Annotated in this window: 15 protein-coding genes; 7 read left to right on the top strand and 8 right to left on the bottom strand. The window is 73.3% G+C overall.

The genetic code is table 11. From position 1 onward, the window contains the following. Nucleotides 1-2 precede the first annotated feature (2 nt). The 4 genes from ASG32_RS31470 (at nt 3) to cysG (ending at nt 7,967) form a co-directional block, all read left to right on the top strand. Nucleotides 3-1,820, top strand: coding sequence for a NirA family protein (locus tag ASG32_RS31470; RefSeq protein ID WP_056533960.1), 1,818 nt, complete (start codon nt 3-5; stop codon nt 1,818-1,820). Continuing rightward, complete coding sequence (locus ASG32_RS31465; protein ID WP_056533955.1) at nt 1,817-3,421, top strand: sulfite reductase subunit alpha; 1,605 nt, start codon at nt 1,817-1,819, stop codon at nt 3,419-3,421. The genes ASG32_RS31470 and ASG32_RS31465 overlap by 4 nt, the downstream gene beginning before the upstream one ends. Before the next feature lie 175 nt (nt 3,422-3,596). Then, nucleotides 3,597-6,293, top strand: coding sequence for a nitrate reductase (locus tag ASG32_RS31460; RefSeq protein WP_056533946.1), 2,697 nt, complete (start codon nt 3,597-3,599; stop codon nt 6,291-6,293). A gap of 201 nt (nt 6,294-6,494) precedes the next feature. Then, nucleotides 6,495-7,967: a siroheme synthase CysG gene (gene cysG / locus ASG32_RS31455; protein ID WP_082558135.1), complete on the top strand. Its 1,473-nt coding sequence runs from the start codon at nt 6,495-6,497 to the stop codon at nt 7,965-7,967. A gap of 67 nt (nt 7,968-8,034) precedes the next feature. Here cysG and nudC read toward each other — a convergent pair whose 3' ends face one another. The 5 genes from nudC to ASG32_RS31430 form a co-directional block, all read right to left on the bottom strand. Then, nucleotides 8,035-8,937, bottom strand: a complete 903-nt coding sequence (nudC, locus tag ASG32_RS31450; RefSeq protein ID WP_056533944.1) for an NAD(+) diphosphatase — start codon at nt 8,935-8,937, stop codon at nt 8,035-8,037. A 7-nt stretch (nt 8,938-8,944) separates the two neighbouring features. Continuing rightward, the gene (locus tag ASG32_RS31445; RefSeq protein ID WP_020094188.1) at nt 8,945-9,364 is read right to left on the bottom strand and encodes an HIT family protein; all 420 of its coding nucleotides are present in this window, start codon (nt 9,362-9,364) and stop codon (nt 8,945-8,947) included. A 77-nt stretch (nt 9,365-9,441) separates the two neighbouring features. Beyond that, nucleotides 9,442-10,035: a hypothetical protein gene (locus ASG32_RS31440; RefSeq protein ID WP_244492333.1), complete on the bottom strand. Its 594-nt coding sequence runs from the start codon at nt 10,033-10,035 to the stop codon at nt 9,442-9,444. A gap of 145 nt (nt 10,036-10,180) precedes the next feature. Further along, the gene (locus ASG32_RS31435) at nt 10,181-11,044 is read right to left on the bottom strand and encodes a universal stress protein (protein ID WP_020094190.1); all 864 of its coding nucleotides are present in this window, start codon (nt 11,042-11,044) and stop codon (nt 10,181-10,183) included. A 27-nt stretch (nt 11,045-11,071) separates the two neighbouring features. Then, entirely contained in the window at nt 11,072-12,220 is a 1,149-nt protein-coding gene (locus ASG32_RS31430) for an acyltransferase (RefSeq protein WP_082558138.1), read from the bottom strand. 322 nt (nt 12,221-12,542) lie between these two features. Here ASG32_RS31430 and ASG32_RS31425 point away from each other — a divergent pair, with 322 nt between their 5' ends. After that, nucleotides 12,543-13,244, top strand: a complete 702-nt coding sequence (locus ASG32_RS31425; protein WP_020094192.1) for a DUF4142 domain-containing protein — start codon at nt 12,543-12,545, stop codon at nt 13,242-13,244. 219 nt (nt 13,245-13,463) lie between these two features. Here ASG32_RS31425 and ASG32_RS31420 read toward each other — a convergent pair whose 3' ends face one another. From ASG32_RS31420 to ASG32_RS31410, 3 genes are all read right to left on the bottom strand, one after another. Continuing rightward, entirely contained in the window at nt 13,464-14,129 is a 666-nt protein-coding gene (locus ASG32_RS31420; RefSeq protein ID WP_020094193.1) for a carbonic anhydrase, read from the bottom strand. A gap of 44 nt (nt 14,130-14,173) precedes the next feature. Then, nucleotides 14,174-14,689 carry an NUDIX domain-containing protein gene (locus tag ASG32_RS31415; protein ID WP_020094194.1) on the bottom strand — a complete coding sequence of 172 codons (516 nt, stop codon included), beginning with the start codon at nt 14,687-14,689 and terminating at the stop codon, nt 14,174-14,176. 112 nt (nt 14,690-14,801) lie between these two features. Continuing rightward, nucleotides 14,802-15,545 carry a DUF429 domain-containing protein gene (locus ASG32_RS31410; RefSeq protein ID WP_056533941.1) on the bottom strand — a complete coding sequence of 248 codons (744 nt, stop codon included), beginning with the start codon at nt 15,543-15,545 and terminating at the stop codon, nt 14,802-14,804. Nucleotides 15,546-15,658: 113 nt separating this feature from the next. Here ASG32_RS31410 and ASG32_RS31405 point away from each other — a divergent pair, with 113 nt between their 5' ends. Continuing rightward, nucleotides 15,659-16,540 carry a CoA ester lyase gene (locus ASG32_RS31405; RefSeq protein ID WP_056533940.1) on the top strand — a complete coding sequence of 294 codons (882 nt, stop codon included), beginning with the start codon at nt 15,659-15,661 and terminating at the stop codon, nt 16,538-16,540. Beyond that, nucleotides 16,537-17,007 carry a dUTP diphosphatase gene (gene dut, locus ASG32_RS31400; RefSeq protein WP_056533939.1) on the top strand — a complete coding sequence of 157 codons (471 nt, stop codon included), beginning with the start codon at nt 16,537-16,539 and terminating at the stop codon, nt 17,005-17,007. The genes ASG32_RS31405 and dut overlap by 4 nt, the downstream gene beginning before the upstream one ends. The last annotated feature ends 19 nt before the right edge of the window (nt 17,008-17,026 follow it).

Below are 17,026 nucleotides of genomic sequence, written 5' to 3'. Positions count from 1 at the left end.
GGATGTCCGAGACCACCACCCAGACCGCCGCGGGCGCGTTCGAGGCCGAGCAGAAGCGCTACCTCGAGGGCTTCGCCTCCGGCATCGCCGCCGTCCGCCTGACCGGCGGCCTCACCGCGGGCGGGGCGGGGGCGGCCGCGCCGCCGGCCGAGCCGACGGGCCCGGACGCGATCCATATCAAGGCGCAGGACCGGACCGTCAAGGACGGCGGCAAGCTCTGCGACCAGGAGAAATGGAAGCGCGCCGAGAACCCGTTCGACGGCCACAACCGCCTCATCCGGGAGGCCGCCGCCGGCAAGCAGCCGAAGCCCGAGGACAATTTCCGCTGGCGCTACCACGGGATGTTCTGGGTGGCGCCGAACCAGGTCTCGTACATGTGCCGGCTGCGGATCCCGAACGGGATCCTGCACCACTGGCAGTTCGCCGGCATCGCCGACCTCGCCGACCAGCACGGCGGCGGCTACGTCCACGTGACCACCCGGGCGAACCTGCAGGTGCGGGAGATCGATCCCGAGCACGCCCAGCCCTTCCTCGACGGGCTCACCGATATCGGCCTCACGGCCCGGGGGGCGGGCGCCGACAACATCCGCAACGTCACCGGCTCCTCGACCGCCGGCATCGACGCCCAGGAGCTTCTGGACACGCGCCCGCTCGCCAAGTCCTGGCACAACTGGATCCTGAACGACCGCTCGCTCTACGGCCTGCCGCGCAAGTTCAACGTCGCCTTCGACGGCAGCGGCGTGATGCCGACGCTCGAGGAGACCAACGACATCGGCTTCCAGGCCGTGGAAGTGCTGGACGGCGCCGCCGTGCCGCCCGGCATCTACATGCGCCTCGTGCTCGGCGGCATCTCGGGCCACCGGGACCTCGCCCGCGATACCGGCATCGTGCTGAAGCCCGAGGACTGCAACGCCGTCGCCGACGCGATCATCCGGGTGTTCATCGAGAACGGCGACCGGACGAACCGCAACAAGAGCCGGATGAAGTACGTCCTCGATGCCTGGGGCTTCGACAAGTACCTCGCGGCCGTCGAGGAGAAGCTCGGCCGCAAGCTCGACCGGGTCGCGCCGGAGCAGGTCGCGCCGCGGAAGGCCACCGACCGGTTCGCCCATGTCGGCGTCCACGCCCAGAAACAGCCCGGCCTCAACTGGATCGGCGTGGTCCTGCCGGTCGGCAAGATGACCAGCGATCAGGTCCGGGCGCTCGCCAAGATCGCCGCCGAGTGCGGCGACGGCCAGATCCGCCTGACCGTCTGGCAGAACTTCATCTTCTCCGGGGTTCCGGACGCGAAGGTCGCCGAGGTTGAGCAGCGGGTGCTCGATCTCGGCCTCACCACCAAGGCGGCGGGCATCCGCTCCGGTCTCGTGGCCTGCACGGGGGCGAAGGGCTGCAAGTTCGCGGCCTCCGACACCAAGGGCCACGCGCTGATCATCGCCGACCACGTCGAGACGGCCCTGCCGAACCTCGACGTGCCGGTGAACGTTCACCTCACCGGCTGCCATCACAGCTGCGCCCAGCACTACATCGGCGATATCGGGCTGATCGGCGCCAAGGTCGTCGTCTCGGAGGAGGGCGACACCGTCGAGGGCTACGACGTCGTGGTCGGCGGCGGATTCGCCGAGAACCCGAAGATCGGCACCGAGATCTGGAAGGCCGTGAAGGCCGAGGATGCGCCCGCCCGCGTCGAGGCGCTGCTGCGCGCCTACCTCGCCCTCCGCCAGGGCCCCGAGGAGAGCTTCCAGGCCTTCACCAGCCGCACCGGCGCGGAGGCGCTCCGCGACGCCGCCGAGGACCAGCCCGCCCTGAAGGCCGCCGCATGACCCAGCACGTCTCGCCCCCCCTCGTCCTGATCCCCGAGACCGCGCCCTTCAACGAGGACCAGCGCGCCTGGCTCTCGGGCTACTTCGCGGCCCTGCTCGGCCCCGCCGTCGCGGGCGCGACGGCGCTCGCGCCCGGCGAGGGCCCCGCCACGGGCCCCAAACTCGCCGACAACGACGACGCCCCCTGGCACGACCCGTCCGTGCCGATCGCCGACCGGATGGCGATGGCGAAGGACCGGCCCGAACCGCAGAAGCTGATGGCCGCCATGGCCCAGCAGGATTGCGGCCAGTGCGGCTACAACTGCGCCGACTACGCCAACGCCATCTTCCTCAAGAACGAGGCGCGCCTGAACCTTTGCCAGCCCGGCGGCAAAGAGACCCTGCGCATGCTCAAGAAGCTGGACGAGGAGTTCGGCGCCGCAGGCGGCGCCCCCGCGGCGCCGAAGGCGGAGGACGATGCCCCGAAGGCGGCGGCCGATCTCGGCCCGCTCGGCTACTGCCGCGAGAACCCGGTCGAGGCGCTGTTCCTGTCCCGCCGACGCCTCAACGATCCGGGCGGCGAGAAGGAGACGTGGCACATCGAGATCGGGCTCGACGGCACGCCGATCCAGTACGAGGTCGGCGACTCGCTGGGCCTGTTCCCCGCCAACGCCCCGGCACTGGTGGATGCGGTGATCGCGGAACTCGGCGCCCGGCCCGAGCGGGTGATCGGGGAAAGGACCCTGCGCGAGCACCTGCTGATCAACTACGCGCTCGGCGCGGCGCCCGACAATCTGTACCAGCTCCTGTCGCTGCTCACCTCGGGCGCAGCGCGCAAGAAGGCGCAGGCGCTCGCCTCCGGCGAGGATCCGGACGGCGACGCCGCCTATCTCGACGTGCTCGGCGCGCTCCACAAGTTCCCGGGCGCGCGGCCCGACGCCGAGGTCTTCCTGGAGGCCTTGGACGAGTTGCAGCCGCGGCTCTACTCGATCTCGTCCTCGCCCAAGATGGATGTCGGCCGCGTGTCGCTGACCGTGGACGCGGTGCGCTACAACCACCGCTCGCGGCTGCGGCTGGGCGTAGCCTCGACGCACCTCGGTGAGCGCCTACCGGAGCAGACCAGGGTGAAGGTCTACCTCCAGAAGGCGCACGGCTTCGGCCTGCCGGCCGACCTGTCGAAGGACGTGATCATGTGCGGCCCCGGCACCGGCATCGCGCCGTTCCGGGCCTTCCTGCGCGAGCGCGCCGCCACGCGGGCGCCGGGCCGCAACTGGCTGTTCTACGGCCACCAGCGGCAGGCCTCGGACTTCTTCTACAAGGACGAGCTGAACAGCCTGAAGGACGACAAGGTGCTCACCCGCCTGTCCCTGGCCTGGTCGCGGGACGGGACGGAGAAGACCTACGTTCAGGACCGGATGCGCGAGAACGGCGCCGAGCTGTGGAAGTGGCTGGAGGGCGGCGCGCATTTCTACGTCTGCGGCGACGCCAAGCGCATGGCCAAGGACGTCGAGCGGGCGATCATCGACGTGGCGGCGCAGTTCGGCGGCAAGAGCCCCGAGGACGCGGTGGCCTATCTCGCCGCGCTCAAGAAGGCCGGGCGGTATCAGGCCGACGTGTACTGAACCGCAACTTGCTCTCCTCCCCCTGTGGGGAGGAGCCGGAGGTGGGGGTGGCGCAGGATGGGGCTCGGGCGGTGCCTTCTGCACCACCCCCATCCCTAACCCCTCCCCACAGGGGGGAGGGGAACGGCGGCGCGAAGCTTGCTCCCGCCCAGGACGACCCTGCGAGGATTCAGCCATGACCCAGCCAGTGGCGGCGCCGACGGTGCGGACCACCTGCCCCTATTGCGGGGTCGGGTGCGGCGTGCTCGCGACCCCGGACGGGCAGGGCGGCGCCACCATCGCGGGCGATTCCGAGCACCCGGCCAATTTCGGCCGCCTGTGCTCGAAGGGCTCGGCGCTGGGCGAGACCCTGTCGCTCGAGAACCGCCTGCTCCACCCGCAGGTCGACGGCGCCCAGGTCTCGTGGGATGCCGCGCTCGACACGGTCGCGGGCAAGCTCCGCGCGGTGGCGGACGAGCACGGGCCGGACGCGATCGCCTTCTACCTCTCGGGCCAGCTCCTCACCGAGGATTACTACGTCGCCAACAAGCTCGCGAAGGGCTTCATCGGCACGCCGCACGTGGACACCAACTCGCGGCTCTGCATGTCGAGCGCGGTCGCGGCCCACCGCCGGGCCTTCGGCTCCGACACGGTCCCGGGCTGCTACGAGGATCTCGACGAGGCCGACCTGATCGTGCTGGTCGGCTCCAACACCGCGTGGTGCCACCCGGTCCTGTTCCGCCGCATGGCCGACGCCAAGGAGCGCCGCGGCACCAAGTTCGTGGTCATCGACCCGCGCCGGACCCAGACCGCGCAGGAATGCGACCTGTTCCTCGGCATCCGGCCGGGCACCGACACCGCCCTGTTCTCGGGCCTGCTGGTCTACCTGTCGGACAACGGTTTCCGCGACCGCGCCTTCATCGATTCCCACACGGCCGGCCTCGACGGCGCCCTCGACCGCGCCCGCCAGATCGCGCCGGACCTCGCGGCTGTCGCCGCCGTCACCGGCGTGACCGAGGCCGACATCGCGGCCTTCTACGCCCTGTTCGCCGGCACCCGCCGGGTGGTCACGGCCTTCTCGCAGGGGGTGAACCAGTCGGCGCAGGGGACCGACAAGGGCAACAGCATCATCAACTGCCACCTCGTCACCGGCCGGATCGGCGAGACCGGGATGGGGCCGTTCTCGCTGACCGGCCAGCCGAACGCCATGGGCGGGCGCGAGGTCGGGGGGCTCGCCAACATGCTGGCCGCCCACATGCACTTCACCCCCGAGGAGGTGGACCGGGTGCGCCGCTACTGGGGCGCCCCGCGGATCATCACCGGCGAGGGCATGAAGGCGGTGGCCCTGTTCGAGGCGATCGGCCGGGGCAAGATCAAGGCGCTGTGGGTGATGGGCACCAACCCGCTGGTCTCGATGCCGCGGGCCGACGCGATCCGGGACTCGCTCGCCGGCCTCGACCTCTACGTGGTGTCCGAGGCGGTGGCGGATTCCGACACCGCGCGGGGGCGGGCCAAGACCACCGTGCTTCTCCCCGCCCAGGCCTGGGGCGAGAAGGACGGCACGGTCACCAATTCCGAGCGCCGGATCTCGCGCCAGCGCCGCTTCCTCGCGAGCCCCGGCGAGGCCAGGCCGGACTGGGCGGCGCTGGCGGATGTCGGGCGCCGCCTCGGCCACGGCCGGGCCTTCGCGTTCGATTCCGCCGCCGCGATCTTCCGCGAGCATGCCGGGCTCTCGGCCTACGAGAACAACGGCACCCGCGATTTCGACCTCGGCGCGCTCGCGGACATCGGCGACGCCGCCTACGAGGCGGCCCTGCCGGTGCAGTGGCCGATCCCGAAGCGCTCCGGCTTCCGGGGCGCCCCGCAAGGGAAGGCGAGGCTGTTCGGCGACGGCCGGTTCTACACCTTCGACCGGCGCGCCCGCTTCGTCGCGGTGCAGCCGCCGGCCCTCGCGCTCGCGGCCTCTACGGCGTTCCCGCTCATGCTCAACACCGGCCGGGTCCGCGACCACTGGCACACGATGACCCGCACCGGGAAGAGCCAGCGGCTCTCCGCGCACCGCGCCGTGCCGTTCGTCGAGGTCCATCCGGACGACGCGGCGGCCCACGGCCTCGCGGAGGGCGACATCGCCCGGCTCACGACCGCGCACGGCGCGGCCGAGCTGGAGGTGACGGTCACCGACACGGTGGTGCCGGGCAGCCTGTTCATGCCGATGCACTGGGGCGGCGCCTTCGCGTCGCGGGCCCGGGTCGGTGCGCTGGTGCGGGGTATGACCGACCCGGTCTCGGGTCAGCCCGAGCTCAAGGCGACCCCCGCGGCGGTCGAGTCCGTCGGCTACCGCGCCCGCGGCTTCCTGCTGACGCGCCGACAGGTGGCGCTGCCCGAGGGCTGGTGGTGGGCGCGCGCCGCGATCACCGGCGGCTGGGGCGCGCAGTTCGCCACCGCCGACAGCTCCCGCGCCGTGGCGCTGATGGTGCGCGGGTTGATCCAGAGCGAGGCGCTGCCGGGCGGCGAGTTGGCGGAATATGCCGACCACGCCCGCGACCGCTACCGCTGCGCGGTCTACGACGGCGACCGCCTCGTCGCCTGCCTCGCCTACGCCCCCGCCGCCGAGCGGCCGGACTGGGAGGCCGCCAAGGTCCTGTTCGCCGCCGAGGCGCCCGACGCCGCCGAGCGGCGGGCGCTGCTCTCGGGCCGCGCGGCGACCGCCTCGGCGGGTCCGGTGGTCTGCGCCTGTCACGGCGTCGGCGCGGACATTATCGCCGCGACCATCGCCGGAGGCGCCGGCTCCGTGGAGGCGGTGGGTGCCGCCTGCAAGGCCGGGACGAATTGCGGCTCGTGCATACCGGAGATCCGCAAGATGCTGGCCGGGCAGACCGCATGCGCCGCGTGATTTTCTGATACACTCGCCGACGAGGATGGATCGGCTTCTCCTGTCAGATCACCTCATCCTGAGGTGCCCGCGTCAGCGGTCCTCGAAGAAGAGCTCCAGGGATCGCGGCCGACTGGAGCCTCCTTCGAGGCTTCCGCTCCGGTACCCGAGGATGAGGGGGCAGTCGGGACCGGCCGGATCAGGACGATTCAGGACAGGCCCGTGACCGAGACCCCCCTGCGCGCAGCCCGCGCCCCCCGCGAGACCAAGGCTGCCGGCCTGGAGCCGCTGGCGGTGCTGCCCGTCTTCGTCCCCCTGCGCGGCAAGCGGGTGGTGCTCGCCGGCTCGTCCGGCGGCGCCCCCTGGAAGGTGAAGGTGCTGGCCGCCGCCGGCGCCCATGTCGACGTCTACGCGCCCGAGCCCGGCGAGGAGCTGCGCGCCGTGCCGGGCGAGATCGTCGACGGGCAGGTGGTCCTGCACGAACGCCCCTGGAGCCCGGACGATCTCTGGGGCGCGGCCTTCTGCATCGGCGCGATGGAGGACGAGGCCGAGTGCGTCGCCTTCGTGGCGGCCGCCCGCGGCGCCGGCGCCATCGTCAACGCGGTGGACCGGCCACACCTCTGCGACGTGAAGTTCGGCGCCATCGTCAACCGCTCGCCGCTCGTGGTCGGCATCTCGACCGAGGGCGCGGCCCCGGTTTTCGGGCAGACCGTGCGCGCCCGGATCGAGGCGATGCTGCCCCGCGGGTTCAGTCGCTGGGTCGCGGCCGCCCGCGACTGGCGCGACGGCGTCACGGCCCGCTTCCACGGCTTCGCCGACCGGCGGTTCTTCTGGGAGCGCTTCACCGACCGGGCCTTCGCGGAGCCCGACCGGGCGCCGTCGGACCGGGATCTCGCCGAGCTGCTCGGCGAGACCGAGACCGCCCCGAAGGGCGGCGCCGTGACGCTGGTCGGGGCCGGCCCCGGCGACGCGGAGCTGCTCACGCTCAAGGCGCTGCGGGCGCTGCGCAACGCCGACGTCATCCTCTACGACGACCTCGTCGCGCCCGAGATCCTGGACTACGCCCGCCGCGAGGCCCGCACCATGCTGGTGGGCAAGACCGGCCACGGCCCGTCCTGCCGCCAGGACGACATCAACGCCCTGATGGTCCAGCTCGCCCGCTCCGGCAAGCAGGTGGTGCGGCTGAAATCCGGCGACCCGCTGGTCTTCGGCCGGGCCGGCGAGGAGATCGAGGCCTGCCGGGCCGCCGGCATCCCGGTGACCGTGGTGCCGGGCGTCTCGGCCGCGCAGGGTGCGGCGGCGTCCCTCGGCCTGTCCCTGACCCATCGCGACGCCGCGCGCCGGCTCCAGTTCGTCACCGGCCACGACCGCCGCGGGGCGCTGCCGGACGACCTGAACTGGGGCGCTCTCGCCGATCCGAGCGTCACCACGGTCGTCTACATGCCGAAGCGGACCCTGCGGGCCTTGCTGGCGCGCGCCGTGGAGGAGGGGCTGGCGCCCACGACGCCGGCGCTGCTGGTGTTCAACGCCACCCGCCCGAACCAGCAGGCCCTGCGCGGCACGGCCGCCGACCTCGCCGACCGGGTCGAGGCGGCGGGCCTCGACGGGCCGGCGCTGCTGATGGTGGGCGAGGCCTTCTCCGAGATGCGTGGCGCGCTCCCGGCCCAGGTGGAGCAGGCCCGCGTGGCGGTCTGAGGCCGCTGGCGCGGGCGCGGCGGGGGAGCTGCAGGTCAGCGGCTCCGGCGCGTCCGGCTGATCCGGATCAGGTCTCGCCGGCCACGAAGGCGCGCATCAGGTAGTTGGCGATCGCCATGGGCGGCGGCGCCAGGATCCCCTCGGGATGCGTTCCCGCCAGCATGGCCGCGACGTCGGCCCGGCTGAACCAGCGCGCATCCTCCAGCTCGCTGGGATCGGTTACGATAACCTCGTCGAGCGCCTCGGCGGCGCAGCCCATCATCAGCGACGACGGGAACGGCCAGGGCTGCGACGTCCGGTAGGTGACGGCGCCGACGCGGATCTGCGTCTCCTCGAACACCTCGCGGCGCACCGCGTCCTCGATCGTCTCGCCGGGCTCCAGGAAGCCCGCGAGGCAGGAATACATGTGCGGGCGGAAATGCGGACCCCGGCCGAGCAGGCAGGTGTCGCCCCGGCGCACCAGCATGATCACCACCGGGTCGACCCGGGGGAAATGGTGGGCACCGCAACTCGGGCATTCCCGGCGGAAGCCGCCGGCCTTCGAGACGGTGGCGGTGCCGCAATTGGCGCAGAAGCCGTGGCGGGCGTGCCAGTCGAGCATGGACTTGGCCACGGCGAGCAGGCCGAGCTCCTCGGCCTCCACGGCGGAGTCGGTGGCGATCGACCTCAGGTCGAGGGTACGGGTCGGCCCCTCGGAGAAGCGCTCCGCGGCCTCGGCCGGCGCGGCGGCGGCGAAGACGGGCTGCCCGTCCCGGTGCCCGAGGAAGATGCGCATCTCGCCGGCGAGGTCCGCCGCCTCCGCGACCGCGATCAGCGCGGTCTCCCCGCGCAGCACGATCCGGTCGCCGCAGATCAGCACGAGGCGGGCCTCGGGCGTGTCGAAGGCGGGCACCGCCTCCTCGGGCTGCTCGGCCGAGTGCCGGTCGAGGCGGTTTCGGACGAAGCCGAGGGTGTCGCGGGGATCGGTCATGCGAGGGTCAGGCCGCGGAGAAGAGGGCGCCGGCGCGCTCGAGGAGCTGGGCGCGGGCGTGGGGCGGGTAGGGCTTGCGGGTCTCGAACCCCCAGACCGGCCCCGGCCAGGCGGGATCCGACCGGAAGCGGCCGACCACGTGGACGTGGAGCTGCGACACTACGTTGCCCAGGGCGCCGACATTCACCTTGTCAGGCTTGGACAGGGCCTGCATCACCCCCGTGGTGAGGCGGATCTCCTTCCAGAGCGCCGCGGCATCGGTCTCGGAGAGGTCGGTGATCTCGGTGAGGTTCGGGCGGCGCGGCACTAGGATCAGCCACGGGAACCGGGCATCGTCCATCAGCAGCACGCGGCACAGGGCGAGGTCGCCCACTTCGGCGGTGTCAGCCGACAGGCGCGGGTCGAGGGTGAAGGCGGGCTCGGTCATCGCCGACCGGTGTAGCGCAGCTTCCGCGTCGGCGCGCGGGTTTGCTGCGCCGTCGGTGACGCAGCGGCCCGATCGGCTCAGAGACCCGGCACGACGCCCTGGCGGCCCACCGCGATCGTCCCCGCCATCAGCCCGCCGTCCTCGTCCGGGCGCGCGAAGATCGTCACGGCGGCGCCCCGCTGGAGCATCGCCTTCTCACCAGGCGAGAACTGCGTCACCGGCGTGTCGTCGGGGATCGCGAAGGACGATTGGCCGCCGTTATAGGCGAGGGTCAGACGCATCGGCGCGCCCCGCTGCACGTCGGCCACCCAGCCGGCGGTGAGGCGCGCGCCCTGCGCGGTGTCCCATGGCTGGCTGCCGGCCTCGAACCCGCGCTCGGACGGAGAGTACAGGGTCACGGCGGTCGCCTGCCGCGGCTCGGAATCGGACGCACCGAGGACGCTGACGTAGCTCTCCGGCTTGATCGCCCGCAGGCTGGCGCCGTTCACCGCGTAGATGCGGGTCCGGGGGCCCATCCGCACGGCCAGGGTGCTGCCGCTGGTGCGGCGGATCTCCACGCGCTCCGAATCGGCCTGGACCACGGTGCCGCGGAACCGGACGGTCGCCGGCTCAGCGCGGGCGGCGGGGATGGTCGCGATCGCCAGAAGGCCGGCGAGGAAGAGACGTCTCACGGGGCTCTTCACGGGGCTCCTTTCCGAGCGTGTGGACAATGGGCGTGCCGTCCGGCTGCGGGACCCGAACGCCGGGGACCGGGCAGGGTTCCCGGCGCCGAAGGACGTGCGGTGCCGCAATCCGTCGGCCGGGCTCGCAGAGCGCTCAATGCGCCATCAGCACCGGCATGTCGGCGTGGGCGAGAACGTGGCTGGTGACGCCGCCGAAGATCATCTGGCGCAGGCGGCTCTGTGTGTAGGCGCCCTTGATGAGAAGATCGCAGCCGAACGCCTTCGCCTCCGCCAGAAAGGTCTCGCCGGGCACGCGCCGGCCGGCCGGCAGGGCCCGGTGCGACGCGTCCACACCCTCGCAGGCCAGGGCCTGGGCGAGGTCCTGCGCGGTCGGGCCCGGCACCATGCCGCCCTCGACGCTGAGCACGAGCACCCGCTCGGCCCGCCGCAGGAACGGCATCGCGAAAGCCACCGCCCGGGCGGTCTCGGTCGACCCGTTCCAGGCGATGACCACGGCGTCACCGAGGCTGGCCGGTGCCGTAGGCGGCGCCAGCAGGATCGGGCGGCCGCTCTCGAACAGGGCCGTCTCGAACGTGGTCATGCGCGGGGCGTTGTCGGTGGTGCCGGGACGCCCGACCACCGTTGCCGAGAACAGCCGCGCGTACTGCCCGAGGAACGCGTCGCCGGTGGGGACGTCCTGTCGCCAGCGGTAGCGCGGTCCGGCATCGGGCACCCGGTCCGGTATGCAGAGCCCGTCGCGGGCGTGCCGCGGGATGCCGGCGCCGTCCATGAAGGCCACGAAGCGGCCGCCCGCCTCCTCGGCCTCGGCCCGGTCGGCCTCCTCGTCGCGCAGCCACGTCATGCCGCCGACCATGTCGACCGGCACGTACTCGGCCAGCGCCGGGCGCAGGGACACGCCCTCGATCAGACTGCCGAAGCGCGTGGCCGCCAGCCGGGTCGTCTCGAAGACGGAGGGCAGGGCGTCGTGCATCGCGACGGGAACGAGCAGGGTCTTCATGCTGGCCTTCTCCTCGGGCAGGCGAGGCTAATCCTCCCGGCCGCGCGGTGGAACCGGGGCCGGCACGGCGCGCACACGGTTTTGCGGCGCGCCCGGATCGAGCCGCCTCCGGAGGGCCCGGGTCAGGGGCCGCTCGACGAGGCGGTGGACCACGAGCGCGGCCGCGGCGCTGCCCGCGAGCATCAGCGCCATGCCGGCCCAGGGATGCAGGGCGGGGGCAAGGCCGAGCCGGAGCAGCGCCTCGCGCACGAGGCGCAGCGCGAACGGGTGCACGAGGTAGAGGGCGTAGGACGCGTCGCCGAGCGCGACGAGCCCGCGCACGGGGGACGGCAGCCGCGCGACCGCGGCCGCGTCGTGGGGTGGCCCGAGGGCGGCCGCCACCAGCAGGACGGCCGGCCCGCCGACGAGGAGCGGGCGCAGGAACCCGTCGGCCTCGCCGAGACCCGCGAGCACCCGCGCGGCCAGGATCAGCCCCAGCACGCCCAGCACCGCGAGCCCGACCCGCAGGGGGAGGGCCGGCCGGAACCCCGCGCCCCAGGCGAGGGCGAGACCGGCGCCGGCGGCGAATTCGAGTACGATCGGATCCGACCAGAAGCGCAGCGGCACCGGCAGGCCCGGCACGAGGGCGCCGACCGCCACGAGGACGGCCAAGCTCCCGCACAACCACGCGACGGCGCCGCGCCGCCCGAAGCCGAGACCCGCGGCGAAGAGTGCGTAGAAGGCCGCCTCGTAGTTCAGGGTCCAGCCGAGGCCGTAGAGCGGCTGGACGGTGCCGTCGGGGCGGGCCGCCGGCCAGAACAGGAAGCTCGCCGCGAGGGCGACCGGGTCGCGCACCAGCGCGGCGGCCTCGCCCAGGAGGTCCGGCCGCGCGAGCGCCAGGACGAGGTAGAGCAGGCTCACCAGCCAGTAGAGGGGCACCACCCGGGCGACCCGGTGGGCGAGGAAGCGGGCGCGGCCGCCCGACCGGCCCGCGAGCCGGCCGCCGGCATGGACGATGACGAAGCCGGAGATCACGAAGAACAGGTCGACCCCGCCCCACCAGGGCAGCAGCGTCGCGGGATCGAGCGCTGGGCCGGCGCCCCGGTCAGCGAGGAGGCCCGCCTCGTGCCGCGCGTGGTGCCATGCCACCATGAGGGCGGCGGCGGCGCGGAGGATCTGGACGGCGACGACGATCACGGGCTGCCCGCGCGCGTCGCGCTTCGAGCCCTGCCCGGAGGTGCGGCCGGAAGGACCCACCCGCCGAGGCCACCGTCCCGGACGAGCGCGATCGGCATCCTGCGGGATCCACCGAGAGGGCACGCGCGCCGGATTAGATCCGCTCGGGAACCGTATTGTCGGATGCGAAAACGGCAGGAACCATAAGCCGATAGCCTCGTTGACGGACCAATTCGCGAACCCGCCGGCTCCGAGTTGCCTGCGACGTCGTCTGCCGAGGCGTCCGTGCTGCACATGCGGCGTCCTTCCGCGGTTCGCGTGCCCATCTCGAACAGAGGTCCCGATGCTGAAGAACTACGCTGCCGCGTCCGCGCTCGTCCTGGCGCTGTCGACCCCGGCCATGGCCCAGAGCGCCAACGACTTCCGCATGCAGTCGATGCAGGCGAACGCCTTCGAGATCCAGTCCTCGCAGATCGCCCTGTCCAAGTCGCGCAACCCGCGCATCCGCTCCTACGCCCAGGAGGTGCTCCGTGACCACCGCGCCGCCAACGTCGCCCTGGCCGGCGGCCAGATGAACGGCGTCGCCGGCGATCCGGGCCTCGGTGGCCTGGTCACCGCCCCGATCGCGGTGGCGGGCAGCGCCGTGGGCGCCGGCGTCGGCGCGGCGACCGGCGTGGTCGGCGGCACCCTGGCGGGCGGCCCGGTCGGCGGCCTCGAGGGCGCGGGTGCCGGCGCGGCGCGCGGCGCCGCCGCGGGTGGCCAGATCGGCCGCGGCGACGTGATGGCGACCGGCGCCTCGACGATCGTCCCGCCGAACCCGGAGCAGCAGGCGATGCTGGCCCAGCTCTCGGCCGCCCCGGCCGGCGCGCGCTTCGACCGCCTGTACGCGTCGCAGCAGATCCAGGCCCATCAGATGACCATCGCGATGACCCAGGCCTACGCTCAGGGCGGCCCGAACCCGGCCCTGCGCAACTACGCCCAGCAGGCCCTGCCGGCCCTGCAGATGCACCTGCAGCAGGCCGAGCGTCTCCCGGGCGCCATGTAAGCGGCACGGACTTCGGCGGCCCGGCCTCGGCCGGGCCGAACGAGAAGGCGGCGGGCGCGACCCCGCCGCCTTTCTCATGTCGATGGCTGTTCGAGCCAGGATGATCGCCGGCCGACCGCGGCGAACGACCTTCGCGGACGCGCCGCGCCGGCGCGTCCCAGCATCATCGGATCCGGGACCGGCCGACCGGTCCCGAATCTCAGCGCCCGCGCCGTGCGCTCACTCGCACGCGATGGCGGCGACGGAACGGACCGACTGGCCGGTCGTGTCGATCGGCGGCTTGAACTCGCCGGACTGCGGATCGCGCACCAGCAGGGAGCCGCTGGCCACGCCGAAATGCGCGCCGTGGATCTCGAGGCGGCCGTCGTCGACCCGCTCCTTCACGAACGGGAAGGTCAGCAGGTTCTCCATGCTCTGGACGACCACGGCATGTTCCAGCTTGGTCAGGTAGTTCGGCGCGGCGGGATCGCCGGCCTTGTCCTCGGCCTGACCCACGAGCGAGACCCACTTGCCGATGAAGTCGCCGGGCGAGAGCGGCTTCGCCTTGTTGGCCCAGGCCTTGATGCCGCCGCAGGTGGCATGCCCGAGGACGACGATGTGCTTCACCTCCAGGGCCTGGACGGCGAATTCCAGGGCCGCCGAGGTGCCATGATACTGGCCGTCCGGCTGGTAGACCGGCACGAGGTTGGCGACGTTGCGGATCGTGAACAGCTCGCCCGGGCCGGCATTGAAGATCGCGCTGGGCGAGACCCGGCTGTCGCAGCAGCTGATGACCAGGATCTCCGGATTCTGCGTCGAGGCGAGCTGCGCGAAGCGCCGACGCTCGGTCGGGAAGCGGTCGAGGAGGAAGGACCGGTAGCCTTCGGTCAGGTAGACGGGGAACATAAAGTCGTCTCCAGTTAGACAAATCCGCGACAGCGGGAGTGAAATCAAAGTCCTCGCCAAGCAAGAACGCGCGGCTGGGCCGGAATAGTCCCGCGCGCGAGGTCCGACGCCAGATCCGCGAGACCGGCCGGCTCGACGTGCTCACCGCTAGCGCGCAACTCGTCGAGCGGCCACCAGCGCGTCCCGATCAGCGGGTTGTCCTCGGTCTCGGCGAGCCGGCTCGTGTCGACCCGGTCGTCGGGCAGGCGGACGAGGAAGTAGCGCTCCCGGGCGTCCCGTGCCTGACGGAACAGGTGGAATGGGCCGTCGCAGGCCGCGACCTGCGGGCCGATCGCGGCGTCGCCCCGGCCGATCTCCTCCTCGAGTTCCCGCCGGCAGGCGGTGACGTGGTCCTCGCCGGGCTCAAGGCCGCCGCCGGGCATGAACCAGAACCGGAGCGGCGCCCCGTCCGGCCCCCTCGCGTGGACCGACGTGTAGGCGATGAGCAGGATCCGGTCCCGCGGATCGAGGACGATCGCGCGGGCGATGTGTCGGACGGGCAGGGGGTTCGCGGCGCTCATGCAGCCAGAGCTAGAGCGCGCGCCGGGGACGGACACCGGCCGCGCGCGCGCCTGCGTGCAAAACAGCACGTTGCGGTCGCCGACGCGCCCGGCGGAGGTGCGGGGCGCCGGTTCAGGCCGGCGGGCGGGGCGCCGGTGCCCAGATCACGACGGGGAGCCCGAAGGCGTCGCGCTCGGGCGGATCCGGCAGCGGCACGGCCTGTCCGAGGCTTATGTCGCGGGCCACCACGAGGGCGGCCAGCGCGTCGAGATGGTCGTCCTCCGGAACGCCCTTGACCCGGGACCCGATCAGCGCGTCCGGCAGGCCCGCCGCCGCGAGGAGCGCCCGCCGGAGGTCCAGCCCCTCGCGGGCGCGCCTGCCCTTCTTGGGCAGGCCGAGCGGCCGGCCGCCGTTGAGGGCGTGGAAGGCCACCTCGGGATGGACCTCGTGGACCCGCGCGCGCGCCTCCGGGCGCTCCCGCAGGAGCGTGTCGACCGCGCGGACGTAGCGGAAGATGTTGTAGCCCTGGATCGACGGCGCGAAGGGCGGGTCGCTCGCCGCCCGCGAGGCGGCCTTCGCGGCGGCGTAGTCGGGGGCGTAGACCGCGCTCCGCGGCGGCATCGGGAACACCGAGGCCCGCGCCGGCCCGAGCCGGGCGCGCGCGGCCCGGTCGGCGCCGCGGCCGCCGCCGGTGATCCGGTCGGGCAGCCCGATCGGCACGTCGATCCCGACGATGCCGGGCCGCTCCGGCGCGTCGAGGAGCGCGGCGACGTCGGGGAACAGGGCGCAGCGGTGCCGGTCGGGGTCGTCCAGGTCGAGGAGCGCGCCCGCCCAGGCGCCGCGGCAGCCGTCCAGTCCCGCGATCCAGCGCGCCATGCCATTCCCCCGCCGCGGTGCGTGCGGCCGTCGTTCCGGCCCGCGTTCTTGCCGGGATGCGCGCGGAAAGCTATCCGCGTCGCCGAGGGCGCCGCCGGCCCGGGAGAAGCGTGATGAGCGAGATCCGTCCCCGTCGCAGCGTGCTGGCGATGCCGGGCTCCAACGCCCGGGCGCTGGAGAAGGCGCGGTCTCTCCCCGCCGACGTGATCCTGATCGACCTCGAGGACGGCACCGCCCCCACCGCGAAGGCTGCCGCCCGCGCCCAGGTCGCCGCCGCGGTCGCCGCGCGGGGCTTCGGCCCGCGCGAGGTCGTGGTCCGCATCAACCCGCCGGAAACCGAGGACGGCGAGGCCGACCTCGTGGCGCTCGCGCCGGCCGCCCCGGACGCGATCCTGGTGCCGAAGGTCCGGACCTCCGACGCGCTGATCGCCGTGGGCTCCCGCCTGCGCCGCCTCGGCGCGCCCCTGGCGACGCGGGTCTGGGCGATGATCGAGACGCCGATGGCGGTGGTGAACGCCGCCGAGATCGCGGGCGCGGCCCGGGACGTGGACGGCCGGCTCGGCGCCCTGGTGATCGGCCCGAACGACCTGCTGAAGGCGTCGCGGATCCGGCCGCCGGGGCGGGCTGCCCTGCTGCCCTGGCTGATGAACGTCCTGGCCGCCGCCCGGGCCTACGAGATCGAGGCGATCGACGGCGTGTTCACCGACCTCGAGGACGCGACCGGGTTCGAGGCCGAGTGCGCGCAGGGCCGCGACCTCGGCTTCGACGGCAAGATGCTGATCCACCCGAGCCAGATCGGTCCGGCCAACGCCGCCTTCGGGCCGGATGCCGAGGAGATCGCGCAGGCCCGCCGGCTGATGGACGTGTTCGACGCGCCGGAGAACCGCGAGCGCGGGGTCATCGCGGTGGACGGCAAGATGGTCGAGCGCCTCCACGTCGAGGCCGCCCGGCGGACGCTCGCCATGGCCGAGGCGGTCGCGCGGATGACCGCGTGAGCGACCTGCCGGAGGTCGGGCTGCGGCTGCTCGACCCGCGCCTGCCGGGCTGGGGCTTCCCGCGCTGGGGTTCGGCGGCCGCGGCCGGCCTCGACCTGCACGCCTGCCTCGACGCGCCCCTGGAGTTGCAGCCTCAGGGGAAGGCGGTCCTGATCCCGGCGGGGGTCAGCGTGCTGATCCGCGATCCCGCCTGGTGCGGGCTGATCTTCCCGCGCTCGGGCCGCGGACACCGGGACGGTCTGGTGCTCGGCAACGGCACCGGCGTGATCGACGCGGATTACGAGGGTCCGCTGCTGGTCTCCGCCTGGAATCGCGACGCATCCGAGCCCGTGCGGATCGAGCCGGGCGAGCGGATCGCGCAGCTCGTCTTCACGCGGATCACGCGGCCGGCGCTGACTGTGCTGGAGGGCGCGCCCGGCCCCGGCTCGGAGCGGGGCGCGGGCGGGTTCGGGTCGAGCGGGCGCTAGCGCGCCCTCCGTCATCACG

The organism is Methylobacterium sp. Leaf361 (assembly GCF_001424445.1).
Taxonomy (GTDB): Bacteria; Pseudomonadota; Alphaproteobacteria; order Rhizobiales; family Beijerinckiaceae; genus Methylobacterium.
This window is presented reverse-complemented; position numbering and strand designations above follow the sequence as displayed.